Below are 22124 nucleotides of genomic sequence, written 5' to 3'. Positions count from 1 at the left end.
GCAGCCGGGGCAGCATCTGCATGTGACGCCGCCGACCGTCACCGCTTGTCGGGCGCCAGCACGGTGCCAGGCAAGCGGTGACGCGCGTTCCGCCCAGGAAAGGCATACGCCCCGAAAACAACGCCGGCCGCGTGTCCTGTTGCTCCTGAAGGGTTCGCGCCGCCCGCTGCGGTAAACCCGCCGAAATCTTTCGCCCAACGGTGTGACCCACCGCTACCGACGGTGGTCGCGGCACCCGATCGTTCCCTCAGCGAGGACAACCTTGTCGTGGCCAGTCGCCTGGCGGGGGGAGTACGTCGTTGCCTCTCCGCGGCTGCTGGCCCGCGATCACCCGGACGACGTAGTAACACCTCCGACAAGCTGAGCGACGTTTTGCATCAGCTGCCCGACGAGGGGTTATCGCGTTGCTGCATCTGTCCCAAATAGCTGCCGGAGGGGCGCGGGACCTTGTGGGCTCGCCGAATTCTGCGGTACGAACGGTGGGTCCAGGCTGTGCTGGCCCTGTCATCCAGGAGACGACGTTGCGCAGACAACGGTGGTCTCGTCGCCGCTACCGCGGCAGGCGGGTCCACCGCCCGGTACGCCCATGACCAACTGCTCGACGTCACCGCCGTCGAGCGGCTGGGCAGCCCCACTGTCGCCTCGTAACAGGACCTGACGTCGACGGTCCCTTTTGTCTGTCCGGGCGGGGTTCTGCCGTTCGTTTCTGAAGGCAGGGCGCGATCGTGGCTCCAGACCCGGATCTTGAGTCGGTCTGGCCGTCTTGTTTCGATGGATCGGAGATCTGATGCGCGTCGCCCTCCTCACCACGACTCAGCATGGGCACCTGAACCTGTATGTCCCGGTGGTCAACGCGCTCCGCAGCGCGGGCAGTGAGGTCGTGCTGCTGCTGTTGTCCGCCGACGGTGGCGCGCTTGACGAGCAACGTCGCCAGGCATTGGGCAAGACGCAGGTCCGCGTGATCGGGCAGGTCGAGATGGCGCCGTGGAGCGGCGACCCGGCGAAGATCGGCCCGATGCTCCGGTCGTCGCCGGTGGCGGGTCAGACAGTGGACGCGCTGCGTGCGGCGGCACCGGACTTCGTGCTCGTCGATTCGCTGCCGGTCACGGCGTCGGCCATGGTCGGCGCCCAGGCGTCCGGCGTGCCGTACGGGATGATCTGGGCCAACCTGGGCGGAGTGTGCCCGAGCGAGCACCGGCGAGGTCGCTGGCCGTACGACGAGCAGGTCGGCGACTACCTGACCGGCAACGGGGTGCTGTGGTCGACCCGGACCCATTCGGCGCGTTCGCCGATCCTCAACGTGATGCCGACGATCCCCGCTCTCCTCGGGGACGACGCGATCACCGACGACGGTGTGCGGCTGGTCGGGTTGCCGGGTGCGGCGGGGACCCGGGGCGATGAGGTCGCCTTCGCGGGCCTGGACCGGATCGACCCCGGCCGCCCGCTGGTGTACGTCTCCTTCGGCACGATCTTCTACCGGCGGCCGGACCTGCTGCGCACGGTGATCACCGGGGCGGCGGCGACCGGCGCGCGGGTGATCGCCGCGGTGGGGGATCTCGCCGGGGAGCTCGCGCTGCCCGATGACGTGCTCACCGCCCCGTATCTGCCGCAACGCGAGGTGCTCGAGCGCGCCGACGTGTTCATCACCCATGGCGGGTACAACTCCGTGGCGGAGTCGATCCGGGCGGCGACACCGATGCTGGTGATCCCGCTGGCCGTGGACCAGCCCGTCCAGGCCTACTTCGTTGGCAGCGCGGGCTTCGGGACGGCGTTGGAGCCCGCGGGCGTCACCGAGCGGGCGGTCGCTGACGCTGTCACCGACCTGCTCGACCCCGCCCGGGACTACCGGGCCCGGCTGCGTGCCGCGCAGCCGGAGTGCGGCGATTCCACTGTGCGCACCGCCGAGCTGGTTACCAGCGCGGTCGAGGCGTTACAGCGAGGGGGGAAGCGGTGATGGTCGAACCGCGGCCGCCGGTGGGCGACCCGATCGTGATTGATGATCTTGAGCGCCTCTCGTTCCGGGTGGACCGCCGCGCCTACACCGACGACGACCTGGCCGCACGGGAGATGACCAGGATCTTCGATCGCTGCTGGTTGTACGTCGGGCACGAATCGGAGGTGCCCGGGCCGGATTCCTATGTGGCCCGAGACGTCGGCGGTCGCCCGGTGGTCATGGCGCGCGGGTCCGACGGGGTGGTCCGGGTGTTCGCGAACAGCTGCACCCACCGGGGGGCGCTGATCTGCTCGCAGCCCGCCGGGCAGGCCAGATCGTTCCGGTGCCCCTATCACGACTGGACGTTCTCCAACCAGGGCGACCTGGTCGGGGTCCCGATCCCGGACGGGTACGGGCCGGGCTTCCGGAAGGCGGACTTCGGCCTGGCGCGGCACCGGAGTGACAGCTACCGCGGTTTCGTGTTCGCCACCTTCGACCCGGAGCAGCCGCGCACCTTGACCGAGTACCTGGCGGGTGCCACGGAATACCTCGATCTGATCGATGACCAGTCCGAGGTCGGGATGGAGGTGATCCAGGGCGCGCAGCTCCACGGGGCCCGGGCCAACTGGAAGCTCATGATGGAGAACAGCGTCGACATCTACCACTTCCGGGCCCTGCACAAGCGTTACGTCGGCTACATGGAGTCACTGGGGTCGGTGCCACCACGGCGCCGAGGCGGCTTCGGCCGCGCCCTCGGACTGGGGCATGGGGCCAACGAGCTGCCACCGGCGGCAGCCCGCCCGCTCGCCTACTGGACGCCGATGTTCGGCGCCGAGGTCCGGCCGCGGATCGAGGCGACGGCCGCGCGGTTCGCCGACCGGTTCGGCGCCGAGCGCGCCGAACGGATCACCGGCACCAATCGCGCGGTGCTGGTCTTCCCCAACCTGATGATCATTGACGCGATCGCGATCACGATCCGCAAGATCGATCCGGTCGGCGCCAATCAGATGGCCATCACCTCGGTCGCCCTGGCCCCCAAGGACGAGGACCCGGACATCCGGGAACTCCGCAAGAGCCACTACCTGACGTTCCTCGGCCCCGCGGGCTTCGCCACCCCCGACGACGTCGAGATCGTCGAGTCGTGCCAGCGGGGTTACCTCAACCGCGCGGTCCGCTACTCGGATCTGTCACGCGGGATGGGCAAAGAGGTCCCGGAGACGACCGACGAGCTTCCCGCCCGCGAGTTCTGGCGGCAGTGGGACCGGCTGATGCACGGCGACGACGGTCACTTCGAGGCCGCTCACCGGCCCGAGACGCAAGGGGCACAACCGCGATGACCACCGAGCTGACAGTTGACGAAACGGCCCAGGTGCGGTTGTGGCACCGGGTGAGCCAGTTCCTCTTCCGCGAGGCGCGGCTGCTTGACGAGTGGCGCCTGCTCGAGTGGTACGACGAGATGCTGACCGACGACGTGCGCTACTCGGTGCCCGCCACCGACGTCCGCGGCGAGACGGCAGGCGCGCTCGGGCTCATCGACGACGACGCCACCCGGCTGCGCCAGCGGGTCGAACAACTCCTCAACGGCGAGGTGTGGTGCGAGAACCCCCGGTCGCGGACGAATCGGGTGATCAGCAACGTGGAGGTCCTGACCGATCGGGGCACGTGCCTCGACGTCGCGGCGAATGTCGTCGTGTACCGGTTCGGGCACGGGCGCTCTGACTGTTACGTTGGGAAATACCGGTTCGAGCTCGTCGTCGACGGCGAGTCGTTCCGGGCCCGGAGAAGGGTCGTGGTGCTCGACCACGAAACGTTGTACGAGCACGGAAAGCTCAGCATCATCCTGTGACCGGGCAGTGACGGCGGCAGGCCCCGGCAGCGTCCCGCCGTTGCCGCCGCCTTCACGGCGTCGTGGACGTTGACAACTTTTCGGCCTACACGAAGGAGTTGAGCGATGAATCAGCCGTCTGCCCGGCATGAGCGCGGTGAAGCCATGTTCCAGCAGGTCTTCGGCCGCGAACCGCGCCCGGGCTCCTACCCGGAGTTCCTGCGGATCACCGTCGACCACTTGTTCGGTGAGATCTGGACCCGTCCGCACCTGAGCGTCGAGGAGCGCGAACTGGTCGCGCTGACCGCGGTCACGCTGGCGCGCACCGATTGGGAGTTGCGCGGCCACATCGGTGCCGCCCTGCACTTGGGGATGTCGCGGGAGAAAGTCATCGAAGTCATCATCCAGCTCGCCTACTACGGTGGCTGGCCGGTCGCCAACAACGGGCTGCGCGTCGCCCAGGAGGTCTTCGCCGAGCTGGACGGTGCCACCGGGCGGGACGCGGACCATGACCAGTGAACCGCCTCCCCTCGACCCGGCCGAGAAAGTGGACCTGTGGCGCCAGCGGTTCTTCGAGGCCCAGGCAGCCGCGGAGGAGTTCATCCTGGGGGAGCACGGCGAAGATGGCCTGGCCGCGTGGATTCAGGCGAACTCCCGCATCACCGCGGAGCTGCTGCGGGCGCAACGGCCCGTCGGGGTGTCCGCCATCGACCACTTCATGACCCGGCTGCGGCGTCAGCTGTTGCTGTACGACTCGGCGGTGACCAGTGAGCCCCAACCCTCGGGCACCGCCCTGCGCAACACCGACTGCGGAATCCTCCGATACCGCAAACGGGCCGCCCGCGCGGGCGTCGTGCTGACGTTCTCCTCACCGTGCCCGTACTGCCAGGAACTCAACACCGCCATCGCCGCCCGCTACGTGGAACCGGAGGTCACGGTGTCGTGCGAACAGACCGGCGACGGGTGCACCTGGCGCGCGGAATCCCCTCACGCCCCAGAAGAGGTCGCGGCCGGGTCACCGCACCGCGGGCGAGCCGGGGACTGAACCACCGGCAGTGCCATGCGGTCGGTGGCGGGCGACCGGTTGGCCTCGAGCGTCATGCCGAGTTGCCTGCCCACGGCCACGCACAGGTCGATCGCCGCGGTGCGGGTCAGGTCCTGGTGGTCGTCCTGGGTGAAGCACGCCGACGCCACGTTCTTGTTCCGCAGGCGCAGGTACCACGGGAACAACGATGCCAGCGCGGGCTCGGTCAGCATCGTGCGCGAATGCACGATCGTCCCCACCAGCAGGTTGCCGAACGGGCGCTGGTCGGCGTGCATGAAGCTCTTCAGGCGCTCCTGGAAGATCTTCAGCACCGCGGGCACGTTCCCCGCGTACACCGGCATGGCGAGCAGCATCGCCCGCGCGCCCTCGGCCAGGCCGACGACGTGCTCGAAGTCGTCATCGAGCGTGCACTGGCCCACCTCGGGGTCAAGGCAGGTGTCCTCGCCCTCGCACATCGCGATGCGGTGATCGATCAACCGAATCCGCTGGACCCGCGCGCCACCGACCTCCCGGACAACGCCGGAGATCGCCGCCTCCAGCAGCGCGTCGGTCAGCGACGGGAGGCGCTTCTGCGTGCAGGACAACGCGATGATCTTCATTCGAAGGGCCTTCCCCTGGTCAGCGAACGGCGACGGGGAGCGACTCCAACCCTCGGTTCCAGGCAACCCGGTCCCGCACCGGCGGTCCGGTCAGCCGCAGCTCGGGCGCTCGTTCGAACAACGTCCGCAACGCTACCCGGCCCTGCAGCCGGGCCAGTGGCGCGCCGACGCAGAAGTGGATGCCCGCGCCGAAGGACAGGTGCCGGTTGGGGTCCCTGGCCAGGTCGAGGGTGTCCGGCGCGTCGAACGCGGCCGGGTCGCGGTTGGCCGAGCCGACGAGCAGCAGGGCCCGGTCACCAGCCGCGATCCGCACGTCGCGCAGCCGCAGGTCTGCCAGCGCGACCCGGTCGCCGAACTGGAACGGCGACTCGTATCGCAGCAGTTCCTCGATCGCGGCAGGATGGGCCGCCGGGTTGTCCCGAAACCAGGCCAGCTGGTCGGGATGCCGCAGCAACGTCAGCGCGCCGTTGCCGAGCAGGCTGACGGAGGTCTCGTTGCCCGCGCTGAGCAGCAGCGCAGCGGTGACGACCAGCTCCTCGTCGCTGAGGAAGTCGCCGTCCGCCCGAGCGGCGACCAGCTCGCTGAGCAGGTCATCGCGCGGTTCCGCGCGGCGCACCTTGACCAACTCGGTGAAGTAGTCGCGCATCCCGAAGGCGGCGCGCTCGCAGGCGGCCAGTTGTCCCTCGTCGGCGGCGAAGCCGGGGTCGAAGCCGCGGGCGTACTCCGTGGACCAGGCCAGCAGCTGCGCCCAGTCCTGGTCGGGCACGCCGAGCCGTGCGCAGATCGACCGAATCGGCAGGGCTTTGGCGAATGCCGTCACCAGGTCGGCCTCGTCATCCAGTTGATCGATCAGCCGGCAGGCCAGCTCGGCCACCCGGTCCTCGAAACCGGCGACCATCCTTGGCGTGAAGGCCCTGTTCACCAGCGCCCGCACCCGGGTGTGGTCCGGCGGGTTCTGCCGCATGAACGGCCAGGGATCGCTGTCCAGGTCGGGAAACACCCGAATTCGCATGGCGGGCGCCTGCACCTCGGAGGCCATCGCCGGGTCCCGGTCGGCGTGACCCCACCGCTTGTCCCGCAACACTTCCGCGCAGGTGGCGTAGTCGGTGACCAGCCACATGCCGCGCTCGTCGCGCACCACCGGGCCGAGCTCTCGGGCCCGCCGGTAGCTGGGGTACGGGTCGTCGAAGAACGCACCCGAACCGAAGTCCAGAACCGGCTGACCGACGCTCATGGCTCACCTCTGCCCCGAGTCCACCCGGTCGTGGGGGTGGCCGGGAACACCCGAACGGCCTACCCAAACGGGTACCACCGGCCAACCCGGCCACTCAGCACGACGACGCCCGCACCGGCCACCCGGTCGTCGGGGTCGGGCGTGGTCGCGCGGCATCGAACTCGCGCGGTACTTGTGTGGCTTGCGCACTACTGCGCGATGCGTAATAGTGTCGCTAGCGCGATAGCGGGGAGGGGTGCTGTGGACACGAGCCAGTTGCTCAAGGGAGTGCTGGATCTGGCGGTCCTGGCCGTGCTCAAGGACGAGGACGGTTACGGGTATGACGTGCTGCGGAGGTTGCGCGGCGGCGGGATGGACGAGGTCGGGGACGCCTCCGTCTACGGGACCCTGCGGCGGCTCTACCGCGCCGGGTACCTCACGTCCTACGTGGTGCCCAGCGACGAGGGGCCGCACCGGAAGTACTACGGGATGAACGAGGCCGGGCGGACCAAGCTGGCCGAGTCGGAGCACGCCTGGCGGTCGTTCGCCGAGGCGATGGATGGGATCTTGCGAAAGGGGGCGGCGGCGTGAACGGCATCGACACCCGCACCGAGGACTACCTGCGGCGGGTCAGGGCCGCGCTGGCCGACCTGCCCGCCGACGAGGTCGCCGAGGTCATGGAGGACCTCGAACCGCACGTGGCCGAGGTGTTCGAGGAAGCGGGCTCGGCCGAGGAGGTCGAGCGGCGGCTGGGCACGCCCGAGGAGTACGCCGCCGAACTGCGCGCGGCGGGCGGCTACCCGTCCGCCCAGGCGAGCCCCGTCGACAAGCCCCGCGCCTGGCGCGCGCGGTACGTACTGCTGGCCGCCGCCGCGGTGACCGGCGGCGCCGCGATCTCCGGGGTGGCCGCGCTCAGCCGGTACGACGAGGACACCCTGATCCCGGTGTTCCTCACCGCGCTGGCCGCGATCCCCGCGCTGTGGCTCGTCTTCGCCGGGATCGTGCGCCGCGGCGATGTGGAGGCGCTGCCGGAGTACCGCAAGCTCCGCGGAATCGGGGCCCGGCTGGTGTCGGGGCTGCCCTGGGCCGACCGGCTGCGCGACATGCGCGGCGCGTGGTGGCTGGTGCGGCTCGGGCTGCTGGCGCTCGCCCTCCTCGGCGCGGCTCGGGCTGAGGGCGGGTACTGGGTCATCGCCATCCTCGCCGCCGCGGCCGTGCTGGTGTGGGCCGGGACGCGGGTGGCCACCGACCGGCGGCTGCTGCTGGTCGTCGTGCCCGCCAACGCCCTGGTGATCGGACTCGGCGTGGCGCTCGCGGCGCAGGCCGTGGACCCGCCGTCCAGCGGCGGCTCCTACTACGCCGTCTCCGGCACCTCCGGGCTGGCGTACGACGGCCGGGAGCTGACCACCGTGGTCGCCGTGGACGCCGAGGGCAACCACATCCCGGAGTTCTACCTGTACGACCGCAACGGCATCCCGCTCAACGTCTACCAGTACGGCTGCGACGGCGACCACCGCTACACCAACAAGTTCCCGGCGCCCCAGGCCCTGGCGGGCGAGTTCGGCTGCGAGTACGACCAGACCCCGCCCTTCATCCCGCGTCCCCCGGGCGCCCCCACCACGACCGCCCCCACCACGACGACCGCACCTACGACCACCCGACCAACCCCCAGCGGATCGACGACCACTGGCCCGACCACCACCGGCCCGACGACCACAGGGCCGACCACCACAGGGCCAGCGACGCCCGACTAGACCGAGGTGGGAGCGGCTTTCGGGGGGTCGCTCCCACCTCACACCCCGGACGACCTCGTGCACGGTTGTGCCGGCCATCGGCGACCTCGTAGGGCCGCCTCCGTTGCCCACCGCGTGCGAGTGGGTTGCGGTGGCTGAGGGGCTGGCTGCTCAGGGGCGGCTAGCCAGCCTGCAGGACGAAGAACAGGAAGCCGAGGAAGCTCGTGCCTGCGAATCTGCGGAATTCTTCGGGGAACAAGTCGCGGGCGGCGGGCGCGGGCGGCGGCTCGCTGATGACGTTGATGTGGAAACCAGCCGCGGTGAAGGCGTCGGTCATCGCGTGCAGCGGGCGGTCCCAGAAGCTCACCTGGGCGGTCTGCCCGCCCATGGTCCATTCCTCGGTCCGGTTGCGGGTCTGGAAATAGTCGGGCTTGTCCCCGGCCAAGCGCCGCATCAGGGTGATGGCGAACGGATGCTCGACCGAGACGATGAGCCGTCCGCCGGGTGTCAGCACGCGTCGCAGTTCGGCCAGTGTCGGCCCCCAGTCCTGAAGGTAGTGCAGCACCAGGGATGCGATGACGTCGTCGAACGCGTCGTCGGGGAAGGGCAGCGGGTCGGCCAGGTCGGCGACCCGCAGGTCCGCGGTGGCGCCCAGCCGCCGCCGGGCCAGCTCCAGCATGGCGGCGCTCGCGTCGATGCCGGTCACGGCCGCACCCCGATCGCGCAGCGCGGCGAACAGGGGCCCCGAGCCGCAGCCTGCGTCGAGGATTCGCCTGCCGGTCACGTCCCCGGCGAGTTCCAGCATCGCGGGCCGCTCGTAGTACGCGTTCAGGAGACTGGTCTCGTTCTCGGCCGCGTAACCCCGGCGATGCTGTCGTAATCGTTGACCCGAGCCGGATCAGTGGGAGACGCATGGCCTTCTGCAGTCGACGTCATGCCAACAGGACGCCCGAGCAGTGAAGAGGTTGGCCCAGAACAGCCAGCCGGCGTTCGCGAGACAGCGTCCAGACTGGTGAAGTCCAGCGACGGTCGGCGCTCCCGCAAGTAGTCGATGAGCAGGTCCCGGATCGGCATGATCGGCCAGTGCTGCTTGCCTGCGCGTCACCGGGGACCAATGGTGCGGGCAGGAACCTGTCGAATCGGTCGCCATGGTGACGCTGGTGGCCATCACAGCTCGGTGTCCAGGTCTGAGCGCACGATCGAGTAGAGGACCATGTCCCGCCACGCGCCCGCTCGGAAGCACGCGCCGCGCAGCACGCCTTCTCGCGTGAAGCCCGCCTTCTCCAGCGCCCGCCGTTCGGCGGCGTTCGCTCGTTCGGTGGACGCCTCGATCCGGTTGACCTTGGTGTGGTTGAACAGGTAGGTGACCAGCAGGCGCTGGGCTCGCGTGCCGTGGCCCCGCCCCCGTTCCGCGGCGAGCAAGCCCACGCCGATGTTCCAGCAGGGCGAGACAGGCCCTTGGAACACCTCGTGCCACTGCACCTCCCCGACGAACCGGTCGTCCTGCCCCACGACGGCCAGCCGTCCGCCCTGCGGGGTCAGGAAGCCCGCCTCGGCCCACTGCCGACGCAGGAAGCCCGGGTTCCGATGGCCGAAGAAGCCGAACTCCCCCGCCTCGTCGGGGTCGCCGTGCAGGCGCTCCAGCAGGTCGAGGTCCCGCTCCGCCACGGGACGCAGTGCCACGAGTTCACCCATGCCTGCCAGCCTAGCTTTGGGCGCGGTGAGAGCAGTCCTGAGTGAAAAGAAGGCGGCCTCTTGGGTCGGTGGCAGTTCGAGGCGGCTGAAATTGAGCGTTGACAGCGCTGGGACATGTCGCCACGGTCCCAAAGGGAGTCCGGCAGTCTCCAGTCGACGCCGTGTACTCCACTTGTCGTCGCGGTCGGCGTGCTGAACCAAATCACGTGGCGGTCCAGGCGCGGACGCTGGTGTTTCCCACAGGCTCGCGGGAGCGGTGAACGAACACCCTCGGGTGGGCAGGTGACCGCATGAGCGGCTCTTGACCAGGAGGGATGTGCGCGCTAGGTTCGCGAGAAAGCGCTTCCTGAAAGCGCTTACCCGCTGCGTGACGGCCGTCGTTGTGATCGCTCGCTCGCGAAGGAGGCGATGCTCGGGCGGTGGTCCCGGCGCCGCGTGTGAACGTGCCGACCTATTAGCCGACCGCTCCCGTACCAGCGAACGCGACAGACCATCCAGCCTTCAATGACGCAGGAGATGACGTGAAACGAGCAGTGGCATGGCGAGTCCCCGCGATGGCGGCCGCCTTGGCCGTCGTGACGTCGACCAGTGTGGTACTGGCGATGTCAGCGGCGTCGGCGGCGAGCGCCGCGGCGACCGGCTACGCCTCCCTCAACGGCGGGACCACGGGCGGGCAGGGCGGGGCGACGGTCCGGGCCACCACCGGAACCCAGATCCACCAGGCCCTGTGCGGCCGGGCCAGCAGCAGCACCCCCATCACCATCGAGGTCGCGGGGACCATCAACCACGGCAACACCACCCAGGTCTCCGGCCCCAGCTGCGCGACCGCCGCGGGCGTGATCGAACTCAAGCAGGTCAGCAACATCACGATCATCGGAGTCGGCAGCGGGGCCGTCTTCGACCAGCTCGGCATCCACATCCGCGAGTCCCGCAACATCATCATCCGGAATGTCACCGTCCGCAACGTCAAGAAGTCCGGTTCTCCCACGTCCAACGGCGGAGACGCCATCGGGATGGAGAGCAACGTCCGCAACGTCTGGGTCGACCACGTCACCCTCCTGGCCTCCGGCGGTGAGGCGGAGGGCTACGACGGCCTGTTCGACATGAAGAACGACACCAAGTACGTGACCCTGTCGTACAGCATCCTGCGCAATTCCGAGCGCGGCGGCCTCATCGGGTCCAGCGAGAGCGACCTGTCCAACGGCTTCGTCACGTTCCACCACAACCTGTACCAGAACCTCAACTCCCGCACGCCCCTGCTGCGCGGCGGCATCGCGCACATGTACAACAACCACTACGTGGGCCTCGTCGAGTCCGGCATCAACTCGCGGGCGGGCGCCAAGGCCAAGGTCGACAACAACTATTTCGAGGACTCCAAGGACGTGCTCGGCACGTTCTACACCGACCAGGCGGGCTACTGGCAGGTCGCGGGCAACATCTTCGACAACGTGACGTGGTCCGCCCGCAGCGGCGACCACAACCCGGCGGGCCCCAACCCGACGTCGAACACCTCGGTCAGCATCTCGTACCCGTACCCGCTCGACGGCGCCAACTGCGTGCCCGCGGTCGTCAGCCAGACGGCTGGGGCGAACACCGGCATGCGGGAGTCGGACGGCAACTGCACACCGACGAACCCGACGACCGGCCCGACCAGCACGACCGCTCCGACCACCACGCCGACGGAGCCGCCGCCGAGCGGGGTCAACCTGAGCCTCGGGGCGGGCGCCGACGGCTCCAGCAAGGCTGACGGCACCAGCTACGGCAACGTGGTGGACGGCAACCTCGCCACGTATTGGTCACCGGCGAGCTCGACCGGACGCGTCTCGGTCAAGTGGGGGTCGCCCACCACCGTGTCGTCGATCAACATCCGGGAGGCATCGGGCGCCGTCGGCAACATCGGTTCGTGGCGGGTCGTCAACCACGACACCGGCGCGGTCCTGGCCACGGGCAGCGGCGCGGGCGCCATCAGGTTCCCGGCGACCTCGCTCACCAAGATCAACTTTGAGATCACCGGCTCCAGCGGCACGCCGCGGGTCGCCGAGTTCGAGACCTACGCGAGCGCGCCGACCACCACGACCACGACAACGACGACCACCACCACGACGACGACGAACCCGCCCGCGGACGCGCTGTACGTGGCGCCCGCCGGGCGCGACGGCGCGGCCGGCACCCCGGCTGACCCGACCACCCTGACCGCGGCCATCTCCCGGGTCGCCCCAGGCGGGACGATCTACCTGCGCGGCGGCGCCTACTCGTTCTCGCAGACGGTCACCATCCCGCAGGGCAACAACGGCGGCTCCGGCGCGCTCAAGAAGCTGTTCGCCCAGCCGGGGGAGACCCCCGTGCTCAACTTCTCCGCCCAAGCCGAGGACCCGGCCAACCGGGGCCTGGCCGTCAACGGCAACTACTGGCACGTCAAGGGCATCGTCGTCGAACGCGCCGGGGACAACGGGATCTTCGTCGGCGGCAGCAACAACACCTTCGAGCGCACGGTGACGCGGTTCAACCGCGACACCGGCCTGCAGCTGTCCCGGACGCTGTCCACCACGCCCAAGGACCAGTGGCCCGCCAACAACCTGATCCTGAGCGCGGTGTCCCACGACAACGCCGACTCCGACGGCGAGGACGCCGACGGGTTCGCCGCCAAGCTCACCTCGGGCCCGGGCAATGTGTTCCGGTACGCGGTGGCGCACAACAACATCGACGACGGCTGGGACCTCTACACCAAGACCGACACCGGCCCGATCGGCGCGGTGACCATTGAGGACTCACTGGCGTTCGAGAACGGCACGCTGAGCAACGGCGGCCAGGCGGGCGCGGGTGACCGCAACGGCTACAAGCTCGGCGGCGAGGACATCGGCGTCAACCACGTCGTCCGCCGCAACATCGCCTTCGACAACGGCAAGCACGGTTTCACCTACAACCGCAACCTGGGCACGATAAGCATGTCCAACAACGTCAGCGTCGACAGCGCCGAGCGCAACTTCACCTTCGACGGCGGCACGTCGGTGTTCCGCTCCAACACCTCCTGCCGCAGCGGCAGCGGGACCACCGACAGGATCGTCGGCAACACCGACTCCACCAACCAGTTCTGGAGCGGCACCAACGGCTCCCGGTGCGCCAACTACACCGGCGCCCTCGGCTGGTCCTTCGCCGCCGACGGCCGCCTGGCCGTCACCTTCGGCGGCAGGCCCGTGACGCCATAGCCACAGCGGGCCGGGCGGGTGCGCCACCGCACCCGCCCGACCCGCATCCCCACGACTTCGACTATCCCGCGACAGCTATTCCCAACCGATCAGTGTGATCGCCTCGCCCGGCTGCTGCTCGAGCGTGCCGATCTTGCTCGGTTGGGTCGAGCCGTCGAGCGGCACCTGGAAGGTGTCGAGCGTTTGGCCGCGGCCGGCCGTGAAGACCACGGTCTTGGCTTCCGGGTCGGAGACCGCGGACTGGATCACGTAGTCGGTGAGCGGCGTGATGGGGGTCACCTTTCCCTCGGTGGTCGGGTCGTCGGGGCCCGCGGCCTTCACGCCGAGGGTGTTGGGGGCGCTGATGGGCTCGCTGATCTGCAGGCCGCGCGACTTGTCGACGATCCACACGACAGGGCTGTAGCTGGAGGAGTCGAGCACGCCGCCTGCCTGCATGGGAATGGTGAGCACCATGCCGCGCTCCAGGCCGCTGGAGTTGTCGCTCACGGAGCCATCCGGCATCAGGAACATCTTGAGGCCCGGCGTCGGCATCTTCTGGGAGCGGACCTTGGCCCGGGTGTCCGGGTCGATGAGGACGTACTCGCTCGCGGCGCCGTCGAAGTAGCCGAAGTTGCCGTCCTCGTCGAACAGGGCGCTGGAGTGCTGGGGCTGGGCGCTGTAGCCCCCGGCGTCGGTCAGCAGGGCGGTGACGTCGGTCAGCTCCCCGCTCGCGGCGTCGATCCACCCGACGTGGCCGCTGTCATTGGTGGTGTCGCGCACGTTGACGGCCATGCGGTCGAGCTCGGGCGAGAACACCTGGCGGGCGAGGTAGGACGACAGGGTGCCGGAGGTGCACACGCTCCACGTGGTCGACGGTCCGCTGGTGGCGCCGATCGAGGAGATCGTCGCCGAGAACGTCGTGATGGGTGTGGACGTTCCGGTGGTGAGATCCATGGTGGACAGCGACACCCCGCCGTCGGTGCAGGTCGCCAGCAGCGGGCCGCTGGCCAGCTCCGGGACGGCCAACGCGGTGGTCGTCTCCGGCGGAGCGGGTTCCGTTGTCGACTGGGGCTGGGGCACGCTGCTGGGTGGCGAGGACGCGGCGGGTTCTCCGCAGCCTGCCAGCACCGCGATCAACGCGGTGGTCGTGACCCAGGACGAGAAGGCCCGTAATGACATGTTCGCTCCGGTGACGTTGGGATCCCACCATGACGGGCTCGACCGTGTCATCGCAGGCTTCGACCCAGCGTTACAAGCCTGGGGTGATCGCCTACTGCCCCGACGTCGAGAAGTGTCCGCTGAGCTGTGGGCGGATCGGCTGAACGAGTGGGTTCGCCACGATCCGGTGAGTGGGCTTGTCGGGTTGTTGGTGATCATTCGATGCTCGGGGGCATGACGCTCGCCGAACTGCTCCTGACCAAGATCCGCCGCGGCTTCGACCACTTGGACGCCGATGGCATCCGCCCCGGGCTGGGCGTCCCGCGTCTGACCCGAGGCGGTGAAGGCTGGTCGAGCCGCAGGTCGGTGGGGTCGGGTGTCCCCGCGCCCGACCTGGGGCGGTCATCGCTGACTCGCGCAACTCGACCGGGCAGGCTCTGCGGGATCGGCGGTCTGTGCGGTGCCGGGGCGTGAGCTGGGAAGATGTTCCCGCGGGGCGGTGCGCGGAGGGGGCGGGAATTCGGTGCAACCTGCCGGCCCGCCGATCGCATGGAAAGGGGTGAGGGCGTCACCGGACCGGTGGCGACCCGTGGAGCCCGGAGGAGCGGCAAGTGCAGAAGCGTCTGGTTCTGGTGGTCGGTGCGATCGTGCTGGGCGGGGTCGGGCTGGCCGTGCCCGCCATCGCGGGCGGGTTCGGCGGCGGGGACTCCCCGGCACCGTCCACCATCGCGACGTCGCCCGTGATGACCTCGCCGATCGCGACGTCACCCGCGACGTCACCGGTCGCGACCTCGCCGATCGCGACATCACCCGTGGCGACCTCACCGGTCGCGACGTCGCCCGGCCCCACGTCGATCGCGACGTCGCCTCACCCCACATTGGTCCCGACGTCACCCCGTCCCACGTCAATCGCGACATCGCCCAACCCGACGTCGCCCCGTCCCACCTCGATCGCGACGTCCCCCCGCCCGACCTCGCTCCCCACCTCGCCCCCGGTGCTGACCACGGCGCCGCCGCGGACGCGCTGACCCGCCCACCCGGAGACCACTGCGCGGTGACTGACTCCACCTGGAACGCCGAGTTCTCCGACCAGTTCTCCCGCAGCGCGCGCTCGATGCGCTTCACCGCGTACCTGCTGTGCGGGAACTGGCCGGAAGCCGAGGACGTCGTGCAGGCGGCGTTCCTGAAGCTGTACCTGGCGGGGCCGAAGCTGGCCCGCCGGGAGGGCATGGACGCCTACCTGCGCCAGATCGTGGTCCGGACCTTCATCGCCGAGCGGCGGCGGGTTCGCTGGCGCAGGGAACGGCTCACCGGCGAGGTGCCTGAGCTGTCCGAGCGCGGGCACCTGAGCGAGACCCGCCTGGTTCTGTGGCAGGCCCTTGGCGCGGTCCCGGCCCGCCAGCGCGCCGTGTTGGTCCTGCGGTACTGGCACGACCTGAGCGTCGAGGAGACGGCCGCGGCCCTGGGCTGCTCGAAGGGCACGGTCAAGAGCCAGGCCACCCGCGGCCTCGCCGCTCTGCGCAGGCGCTTGGGCCCTAACATCGGTGAACTCTGGATGGAGGTGTGACGTGGTGCGCGACGGCGACCTGAGGGGTGTGTTCAACGCCTTGCACGCCGAGGAGTCCCCCGACCTGACCTTCACCGCGGCCGACGTCGTCCGCGCGGGCGAACGCGTCCGCCGACGCCGCCGCGCGCTCGCCGTCGCCGGGAGCGGCGTGGTCACCGCCGCCGCGGTCCTCGCCGTGGTGCTGCTGCCGGGCGGGCGGGCGGACGTCCCCGCCCCGCTGGTGCCCGCGGACCCGACGACCCGGCTCACCACGACGACAGCGACTCCATCGCAGCCGATGACCAGCCCCCCGGTCATCAACACGTCCCCGGGCGTCTTCCCACCCGCGACGTCGACCAGCGGCTGATCGTTTCCCACCCAGACCGCCGCGAGCCGATTTGTCCTGTCGCAGGGGTGTTCCCTCAGCAGTGGACGACGCGGGTGGCGCCTGCGGGCAGGAGCAGGTGGTCGCTCACGGCGATTCCGGTGAGCAGTTCGGCGCCATTGGCGACCGGGATCGTCACGTCGGTGCCGGTGTGGTTGATCATGAACAGGTATCGGCCGTGCTCGCCCACCCGCTCCACCACCTCCACGTCGCGGGGGAGGTCTCGCTCGGTGAGGTCGGCGTCGGCGGCTGCCCTGGCCAGCACGGCGTCCAAACCGGACGGGTCGAGGCAGGTGGAGGCGTACCAGGCCGTGCCATCACCGTGATCGTGGCGGGTCACGGCGGGCAGCCCGGCGGCCGGGCCATCGGCATAGGACCACACCGTTGCGGCGCCGCGGGGTATGACGATCTCCGACCACACCCGCGCGCTCGTTCCGTTGTCCAAGTGGACGCGCTCGTCCGCGCGCAGTGGGGTGAACTCCTCGACGGTGAGACCGAGCACGTCGGTCAGCGGGCCGGGGTGCGGTCCCGGGTGCACGGTGTCGTTCTCGTCGACGATGCCGGAGAAGCACGAGACCGCGAGCACACCGCCGCCGGAGACGTACCGGGTGAGGTTGTCGGCGGCGCGGCGTGTCACGGAGTACAGGGCGGGCACCAGGACCAGCGGGTAGCCGCTCAGGTCGGCCTCGGGGTGGGCGAAATCGACGGTGAGGTGACGGTCGTAGGCCGCGGCGTACCAGGCGGAGAGGCGCTCGCGGGCGTCCAGATCGCTGCTGGGCCGCCACTCCAGGTTCTGCGCCCACCAGGACTGCCAGTCCCACACGATCGCCGCGTCGGCCGCGACCCGGCTGCCGCGGATGGGCGCCAGTGCGGCGAGATCGGCCCCGAGCGCGACGACCTCGCGCCAGATCCGGCTGTCGGTGCCCGCGTGCGGCACCATCGCCGAGTGGAACTTCTCCGCGCCGAAGCGCGAGGCCCGCCACTGGAAGAACATCGCGCCGTCGGAGCCGCGGGCGACGTGGGCCAGGCTGTTGCGGGCCATCTCGCCGGGCCGCTTCGCGATGTTGCGCGGCTGCCAGCTGACCGCGCTGGTGGAGTGCTCCAGCAGCAGCCACGGCTGCCCGCCCGCCAGCGACCGGGTGAGGTCGGCGGCCATCGCGAGGTCGACGTGGGGGCGCTCGTCCGCCCCGATCAGGTAGTGGTCGTTGGCGACCAGGTCCACCTCGCGCGCCCACGCCCAGTAGTCGAGGGGCTCGCACTGCGGCAGCGCGGCCATGAAGTTCGTGGTCACCGGGACGCCGGGGGACAGCAGGTGCAGGACGTCGCGCTCCCGGGTGAAGTTCGCCAGCATCGCGTCACCGCAGAAGCGCGCCCAGTCCAACTGCTGGGCCGGGTTGCCCACGGTGGGGGACAGCCGGGGAGGGTGGACTTGCTCCCAGCTCGTGTACCGCTGCCCCCAGAACGTGGTGCCCCAAGCCTTGTTGAGTTCCTCCACAGTGGAGTGGCGCTCGCTGAGCCACCGCCGGAACGCGGCGGCGGAGACGTCGCAGTAGCAGGCGCTGACCGGGACGCCGTACTCGTTGTGCACGTGCCAGAGCGCGACGGCGGGATGGCCGCCGTAGCGCAGGCCCAACTGCTCCGTGATCGACAGCGCGGCCCGCTGGTAGGCGGGCGAGCTCTGGCAGATGGCGCCGCGCGAGCCGAACCCGTGGCGCGTGCCGTCGCGGGTGACCGGCAGCGCCTCGGGGTGCTCGCCGTAGAACCAGGCCGGTGGGACGACGGTGGGCGTGCCGAGGTCGACGCGGATTCCGTTGGCGTGCAGCAGGTCGAGCAGCTCGTCCAGCCAGCCGAACTCGTACCGGCCGCGCTCGGGTTCCAGCAGCGCCCAGGAGAAGATCCCGACGCTGACCATCGTGACGCCCGCCAGCCGCATCAGGCGGACGTCCTCCTGCCACACCTCCCGAGGCCACTGCTCGGGGTTGTAGTCCCCGCCGTAGGCCAGGGCTTCCAGGCCCACCGGCCATGCTCGCTCCATCATCACTCCAACAAGGGGTGGGACAGGTGACCTCAAGCGGGGTCCCGGGTCACGGCAGCGGGACCTTGGCCCAGTCCATGTCCGAGCCGAAGTGGAAGCCGGGGTAGGTCGGCTGGTTGTAGGCGGTCTGCTGCCGGGCGACCTCGGCCCGGTACTGCCTGTCGTGCATCAGCGTGTACATCTTGTGGCCGGTCGGCTCGGTGCTCACGTGAATGCGCAGCGCCGAGCTGTCCTCCGTGCGCACCAACAATTCCTCCCGCCAGTCGCCCAGCACGTCGGCGACGAGGGACGGGTTTCCCTTGGTGCCGTTGTTGGTGAGCGTGCCCTCGGTCGTCAGCATCCGGCCGCGCAGCCAGTCGTCCACGGTGGGGGTCGCGCCGTTGACGATCTGGGTGGTCAGGTCCCCAGCCCAGCGGATGCTCATGTTCGTGCCGGGAATCCGGGTGTCCAGCGGCCTGCCGTCGGCGCTCCACAGGCCCGCCGCCCCCGCGCCGCCCGGGAGCGACGCCCACGTCTCCAGCCCCGGCACGTCGGGCCGCACGTCGCCCACCATGCCGCGACCGGTGTCGACGCCGGTGTAGGCGCCGTGGAGCACCTCGCCGGTCGCCGCGTCCCGAAGCGTGTGGCCGAAGGGCGCGTTGCGGGCGCCCTCGTGCACCATGTGGATCTCCAGCCCCGGCCGCGCGGGGTCGATGTCGGTGACGTGCAGCGCGTCGCCGTGGCCGAGGCGTTCGCGGGCGCCGGGGTTGGCGCTGCCCGGTGGCAGGACGGCCGAGGAGCTGTAGCGCAGGGTGCCATCGTCGTCGATGGTCGCGCCGCCGTAGACGATCTCGTGCCTGCCGTCGCCGTCCACGTCGGCGGCGCTGAGGGAGTGGGCGCCCTGCGTGGCCAGGGAGCCGTAACGCGGATCGGCGCCGTCGCGGTTGTGCGGGTTGTCGTTGAACGGGTTGCTCATCGGCACCCAGCCGCTGTCGACGTACCACCGCTGGCGCAGCCGCTTGCCGTCCCAGTCGTAGGCGACCAGGGTCGAGCGGGTGTAGTAGCCGCGGGCGAAGACGGCGGAGGGGCGCTTGCCGTCGAGGTGGGCCACGCCCGCGAGGAACCGGTCGACGCGGTTGCCCGGTTCGACGCGCGCCATCGCGTAGTCGCCCCACATGAGCCCGTCGTCGTGCCTGCCCGGCTTGTAGTGGGTCGTGTGCAGCTCGCGGCCGGTCGCCCCGTCGAACACCGTCAGGTACTCCGGTCCGTCCACGATGAACCCGGCGAACGCCCTGAGGTTGTTGCGGGCGCTGCGGCTCGGCGCGTAGACGTCCATGAAGTGGTCGACCAGCGCCGTGGCGTCTTGTTCGGACAGTGGGTAGGAGTGGCGTGGCGCGATGCCGAACGCCTGCTCCAGCGTCGCGGGCCAGCGACCCGCCACCACCTCCGGGTGCCGGTGCCAGTCCTGGAAGACCCGCGTGAGCCGCTGGTGGTACGCCTGCGGGCTCAGGCGGTAGTCGTCGCCGTGGGAGAAGCCCGCCCGCACGTCCTCGCGCGGCATCCGGATGTGGCGCTCCCTGCCATGGCGGTCGACGACCTTCGTGCCGGGCGCGGTCTTGAGCATGATCTCCGCGCGGCCGTCGCCATCGAAGTCGTAGACCAGGAACTGGGTGTAGTGCGCCCCGGCGCGGATGTTGACGCCCAGGTCGACGCGGTGCAGCAGGGTGCCGTCGAACCGGTAGGTGTCGACGTACACCGGTCCGGTGTAGCCGACCTGCGAGACGTCCTTGGAGTTGGACGGGTCCCACTTCACGACGTACTCGTAGGCACCGTCGCCGTCCACGTCGCCGACGCTGACGTCGTTGGCCGAGTAGGTGTAGGTCTCGCCCGCCGGGGTCACGCCATCGGCGGGCTTGCGCAGCGGCAGGTCGTGGTACGGCGTGGCCCACGGCGTCACCGCCGTGCCGCGGCCGACCTCCCTGAGGCCGACCTCCCTGCCGCGCACGACGGGCACCACCCGGTACTCGGCGTCCGCGGGGGCGCCGACGTCGAGGTGGTTGGTGCTGTCGGTGACCACGGCGATCCGCTTCCCGTCGCGGTACACGGCGAAGTCGGGGCCCGCCATGCCGGTCGGGGTCGACCCGGTGACCTCGTGGCCGAGCAGCCGCCAGCTCAGGTGGACACCGCTGTCGGTGCGCATCGCGACCAGGCCGCGGTCGAGGCGTTCCAGCCCCGTCGGGTGCCGTCCGGCGTCCCCGGCGTGCGCGGGAACGGCCAGGACGAGTGCCGCGGCGAGCGCCACGGACAGTGCTCTGCGCTGAAGACCCACGGTGGTCCTTCCGGTCGCCGGTCCCTGTGCCGCTACACAATGAAGCGTTTCAACCCGAAGTGCAAGACCGGTCATGTTGTGATGGGTCTAGGACATGATCGCTTACTAAAACCTTGACGCGGTGACCTGGCTCACGCCACTATCGCGGCTTGAATCGATTCAATGAGAGGTGGGCGATGAGTCGAGGACGGTCTCGCCGAGGGTCCTGCGGCGCCTTGGCCGCGCTGCTGTCAGCGATCGCGGCGCTGTCCGGCTGCGGAGACTCCGCGGGCGGACCGGTGACGCTGCGGTTCGTGTGGTGGGGCAACGAGGACAGAGCCGCGGTGACCAGGGCGGCGGTCGACGAGTTCCAGAAGCGCAACCCCGACATCAAGGTGGAGACCGAGTACAGCGGCTACGACCCGTACTTCCAGAAGCTCTCCACCCAGGTCGCGGGCGGGGCCGCGCCGGACCTGCTGCAGCTCGACCGCGCCACGCTCGGCGAGTACGCGGGCCGCAACGTCCTGGCGGACCTGGGCGAGTACGCGGGCGCGTCCCTGCGGCTGGACAAGATCAGCCCGAACCTCCTCGCCGGGGGCAAGGTCGACGGCAAGCAGTACGCCGTCGCGGCGGGCCAGACCACCGAGATGATCGTGCTCGAACCCGCGCTGTTCGAGGCGGCGGGCGTCACCGCGCCCACGGAGGCGGGCCAGAGCTGGACCTGGGCGCAGTTCGCCGACGCCATGGCCAAGATCGGCGCCGCGGGCTCGGTGGCGGGCACCACCGACTTCGGCTGGGCCATCGACTGGTTCGAGGTGTGGCTGCGGCAGAACGGCAAGGACCTCTACACCGCCGACGGCGGGCTGGGCTTCGAGGCCGCCGACCTGGAGCGGTACTGGAGCATGATCGGGGCGATGCGGCCCACGAAGGGCGTCACCGGGCCGGAGGTGACCACCAAGCAGGACGGCGGCCTGCAGAACTCCGGGCTGGTGACCAAGCAGGCCGCCTCCGAGGTCGGCTACGACTCCGGGCTCACCGGCTACTTCTCCTCCTACGGGCCCGGCATCAAGACCGCGCCGCTGCCCAGCGACGTGGCCGAGTCCGGGATGGCGGCACTGCCCCCGGTGTCCTTCGCGGTGTCCCAGCGCTCGGAGAACAAGGAGGCCGCGGTGAAGCTGCTCGACTTCCTGCTCAACGACCCCGACGCGGGCCGCGTCCTCGGCGCCTCGCGCGGTGTCCCGCCGAACGAGGAGATCCGCGCCCAGATCTGCGGTGCGGCCGAGGGCGCCAGCAAGCTGGTGTGCGACCACCAGAGCAACCAGAAGGACAAGATGGGACCCGCGTTCGCGGCGTGGCCCACCGGTTCCTCGGCGATCAAGCGGGACTTCCAGCGCACCTACGACGACGTGATCTTCCAGCGCGTGAGCGTCGGGGACGCCGCGCGGCGCGTGGTGCAGGACGCCCAGCAGTCGCTCGGGTCATGAC

General features: G+C 70.2%; 20 protein-coding genes and 1 pseudogene. 13 read left to right on the top strand and 8 right to left on the bottom strand.

The features are described 5' to 3' along the window. The first annotated feature begins 787 nt into the window (after positions 1–787). The 5 genes from ACTG9Q_RS13065 to ACTG9Q_RS13045 all read left to right on the top strand — a co-directional run bounded on the left by ACTG9Q_RS13065 (position 788) and on the right by ACTG9Q_RS13045 (position 4803). Complete coding sequence (locus tag ACTG9Q_RS13065) at positions 788–1954, top strand: glycosyltransferase (protein WP_455572993.1); 1167 nt, start codon at positions 788–790, stop codon at positions 1952–1954. Next, on the top strand, positions 1954–3270 hold the full coding sequence (locus ACTG9Q_RS13060) for an aromatic ring-hydroxylating oxygenase subunit alpha (protein ID WP_455572992.1): 1317 nt from the start codon (positions 1954–1956) through the stop codon (positions 3268–3270). Before ACTG9Q_RS13065 ends, ACTG9Q_RS13060 begins: the two co-directional genes overlap by 1 nt. Continuing rightward, positions 3267–3779: an aromatic-ring-hydroxylating dioxygenase subunit beta gene (locus tag ACTG9Q_RS13055; RefSeq protein WP_455572991.1), complete on the top strand. Its 513-nt coding sequence runs from the start codon at positions 3267–3269 to the stop codon at positions 3777–3779. Before ACTG9Q_RS13060 ends, ACTG9Q_RS13055 begins: the two co-directional genes overlap by 4 nt. A gap of 105 nt (positions 3780–3884) precedes the next feature. Beyond that, entirely contained in the window at positions 3885–4277 is a 393-nt protein-coding gene (locus ACTG9Q_RS13050; RefSeq protein ID WP_455572990.1) for a carboxymuconolactone decarboxylase family protein, read from the top strand. Next, on the top strand, positions 4267–4803 hold the full coding sequence (locus ACTG9Q_RS13045) for a hypothetical protein (protein WP_455572989.1): 537 nt from the start codon (positions 4267–4269) through the stop codon (positions 4801–4803). Before ACTG9Q_RS13050 ends, ACTG9Q_RS13045 begins: the two co-directional genes overlap by 11 nt. Here the strand turns inward: ACTG9Q_RS13045 and ACTG9Q_RS13040 are convergent. Then, on the bottom strand, positions 4746–5402 hold the full coding sequence (locus ACTG9Q_RS13040; RefSeq protein ID WP_455572988.1) for a flavodoxin family protein: 657 nt from the start codon (positions 5400–5402) through the stop codon (positions 4746–4748). The two genes, ACTG9Q_RS13045 and ACTG9Q_RS13040, sit on opposite strands and share 58 nt — an antisense overlap. 19 nt (positions 5403–5421) lie before the next feature. Next, positions 5422–6636 (bottom strand): cytochrome P450, encoded by a 1215-nt coding sequence (locus tag ACTG9Q_RS13035; RefSeq protein ID WP_455572987.1) that lies wholly within the window; start codon positions 6634–6636, stop codon positions 5422–5424. Between the two features lie 240 nt (positions 6637–6876). Here ACTG9Q_RS13035 and ACTG9Q_RS13030 point away from each other — a divergent pair, with 240 nt between their 5' ends. Both ACTG9Q_RS13030 and ACTG9Q_RS13025 read left to right on the top strand, forming a co-directional pair. After that, positions 6877–7206, top strand: coding sequence for a PadR family transcriptional regulator (locus ACTG9Q_RS13030; RefSeq protein WP_455572986.1), 330 nt, complete (start codon positions 6877–6879; stop codon positions 7204–7206). Further along, positions 7203–8369: a DUF1700 domain-containing protein gene (locus ACTG9Q_RS13025; RefSeq protein WP_455572985.1), complete on the top strand. Its 1167-nt coding sequence runs from the start codon at positions 7203–7205 to the stop codon at positions 8367–8369. The genes ACTG9Q_RS13030 and ACTG9Q_RS13025 overlap by 4 nt, the downstream gene beginning before the upstream one ends. A gap of 160 nt (positions 8370–8529) precedes the next feature. On the opposite strand, the pseudogene ACTG9Q_RS13020 reads toward ACTG9Q_RS13025, so the two are convergent. Both ACTG9Q_RS13020 and ACTG9Q_RS13015 read right to left on the bottom strand, forming a co-directional pair. Continuing rightward, positions 8530–9284 (bottom strand): annotated as a pseudogene (locus ACTG9Q_RS13020) (class I SAM-dependent methyltransferase). 231 nt (positions 9285–9515) lie between these two features. After that, entirely contained in the window at positions 9516–10043 is a 528-nt protein-coding gene (locus ACTG9Q_RS13015; protein ID WP_455572984.1) for a GNAT family N-acetyltransferase, read from the bottom strand. 521 nt (positions 10044–10564) lie between these two features. Between ACTG9Q_RS13015 and ACTG9Q_RS13010 the strand changes: the two genes are divergently transcribed. After that, positions 10565–13249 carry a pectate lyase family protein gene (locus tag ACTG9Q_RS13010; RefSeq protein WP_455572983.1) on the top strand — a complete coding sequence of 895 codons (2685 nt, stop codon included), beginning with the start codon at positions 10565–10567 and terminating at the stop codon, positions 13247–13249. Between the two features lie 75 nt (positions 13250–13324). Here the strand turns inward: ACTG9Q_RS13010 and ACTG9Q_RS13005 are convergent, their stop codons facing one another. Next, a complete protein-coding gene (locus ACTG9Q_RS13005; RefSeq protein ID WP_455572982.1) occupies positions 13325–14086 on the bottom strand; it encodes a hypothetical protein in 762 nt (253 codons plus the stop codon). On the opposite strand from ACTG9Q_RS13005, the gene ACTG9Q_RS13000 reads away from it, so the two are divergent. Together ACTG9Q_RS13000 and ACTG9Q_RS12995 are read left to right on the top strand one after the other, a co-directional pair. Continuing rightward, entirely contained in the window at positions 14079–14624 is a 546-nt protein-coding gene (locus tag ACTG9Q_RS13000) for a hypothetical protein (protein WP_455572981.1), read from the top strand. The two genes, ACTG9Q_RS13005 and ACTG9Q_RS13000, sit on opposite strands and share 8 nt — an antisense overlap. Next, the gene (locus ACTG9Q_RS12995) at positions 14621–14860 is read left to right on the top strand and encodes a hypothetical protein (protein ID WP_455572980.1); all 240 of its coding nucleotides are present in this window, start codon (positions 14621–14623) and stop codon (positions 14858–14860) included. Before ACTG9Q_RS13000 ends, ACTG9Q_RS12995 begins: the two co-directional genes overlap by 4 nt. Before the next feature lie 94 nt (positions 14861–14954). Here the strand turns inward: ACTG9Q_RS12995 and ACTG9Q_RS12990 are convergent, their stop codons facing one another. Further along, positions 14955–15236, bottom strand: coding sequence for a hypothetical protein (locus tag ACTG9Q_RS12990; RefSeq protein WP_455572979.1), 282 nt, complete (start codon positions 15234–15236; stop codon positions 14955–14957). Between the two features lie 204 nt (positions 15237–15440). Here ACTG9Q_RS12990 and ACTG9Q_RS12985 point away from each other — a divergent pair, with 204 nt between their 5' ends. Together ACTG9Q_RS12985 and ACTG9Q_RS12980 are read left to right on the top strand one after the other, a co-directional pair. Further along, on the top strand, positions 15441–15953 hold the full coding sequence (locus tag ACTG9Q_RS12985; RefSeq protein ID WP_455572978.1) for a SigE family RNA polymerase sigma factor: 513 nt from the start codon (positions 15441–15443) through the stop codon (positions 15951–15953). A 4-nt stretch (positions 15954–15957) separates the two neighbouring features. Next, positions 15958–16299, top strand: coding sequence for a hypothetical protein (locus ACTG9Q_RS12980; protein ID WP_455572977.1), 342 nt, complete (start codon positions 15958–15960; stop codon positions 16297–16299). 55 nt (positions 16300–16354) lie between these two features. On the opposite strand, the gene ACTG9Q_RS12975 is transcribed toward ACTG9Q_RS12980, so the two are convergent. After that, entirely contained in the window at positions 16355–18352 is a 1998-nt protein-coding gene (locus ACTG9Q_RS12975) for a beta-galactosidase (RefSeq protein ID WP_455572976.1), read from the bottom strand. 49 nt (positions 18353–18401) lie between these two features. After that, on the bottom strand, positions 18402–20660 hold the full coding sequence (locus ACTG9Q_RS12970) for a rhamnogalacturonan lyase (protein ID WP_455572975.1): 2259 nt from the start codon (positions 20658–20660) through the stop codon (positions 18402–18404). 215 nt (positions 20661–20875) lie between these two features. Between ACTG9Q_RS12970 and ACTG9Q_RS12965 the strand changes: the two genes are divergently transcribed. Beyond that, positions 20876–22123: an ABC transporter substrate-binding protein gene (locus ACTG9Q_RS12965; protein WP_455572974.1), complete on the top strand. Its 1248-nt coding sequence runs from the start codon at positions 20876–20878 to the stop codon at positions 22121–22123. The last annotated feature ends 1 nt before the right edge of the window (position 22124 follow it).

The organism is Actinokineospora lacus (assembly GCF_053813445.1).
This window is presented reverse-complemented; position numbering and strand designations above follow the sequence as displayed.

Bases quoted from the DNA above. Each gene is read 5' to 3' on its own strand.
- ACTG9Q_RS13065 (WP_455572993.1), top strand. From the start codon at position 788: ATGCGCGTCGCCCTCCTCACCACGACTCAGCATGGGCACCTGAACCTG.
- ACTG9Q_RS13060 (WP_455572992.1), top strand. From the start codon at position 1,954: ATGGTCGAACCGCGGCCGCCGGTGGGCGACCCGATCGTGATTGATGAT.
- ACTG9Q_RS13055 (WP_455572991.1), top strand. From the start codon at position 3,267: ATGACCACCGAGCTGACAGTTGACGAAACGGCCCAGGTGCGGTTGTGG.
- ACTG9Q_RS13050 (WP_455572990.1), top strand. From the start codon at position 3,885: ATGAATCAGCCGTCTGCCCGGCATGAGCGCGGTGAAGCCATGTTCCAG.
- ACTG9Q_RS13045 (WP_455572989.1), top strand. From the start codon at position 4,267: ATGACCAGTGAACCGCCTCCCCTCGACCCGGCCGAGAAAGTGGACCTG.
- ACTG9Q_RS13040 (WP_455572988.1), bottom strand. From the start codon at position 5,402: ATGAAGATCATCGCGTTGTCCTGCACGCAGAAGCGCCTCCCGTCGCTG.
- ACTG9Q_RS13035 (WP_455572987.1), bottom strand. From the start codon at position 6,636: ATGAGCGTCGGTCAGCCGGTTCTGGACTTCGGTTCGGGTGCGTTCTTC.
- ACTG9Q_RS13015 (WP_455572984.1), bottom strand. From the start codon at position 10,043: ATGGGTGAACTCGTGGCACTGCGTCCCGTGGCGGAGCGGGACCTCGAC.
- ACTG9Q_RS12995 (WP_455572980.1), top strand. From the start codon at position 14,621: ATGACGCTCGCCGAACTGCTCCTGACCAAGATCCGCCGCGGCTTCGAC.
- ACTG9Q_RS12975 (WP_455572976.1), bottom strand. From the start codon at position 18,352: ATGGAGCGAGCATGGCCGGTGGGCCTGGAAGCCCTGGCCTACGGCGGG.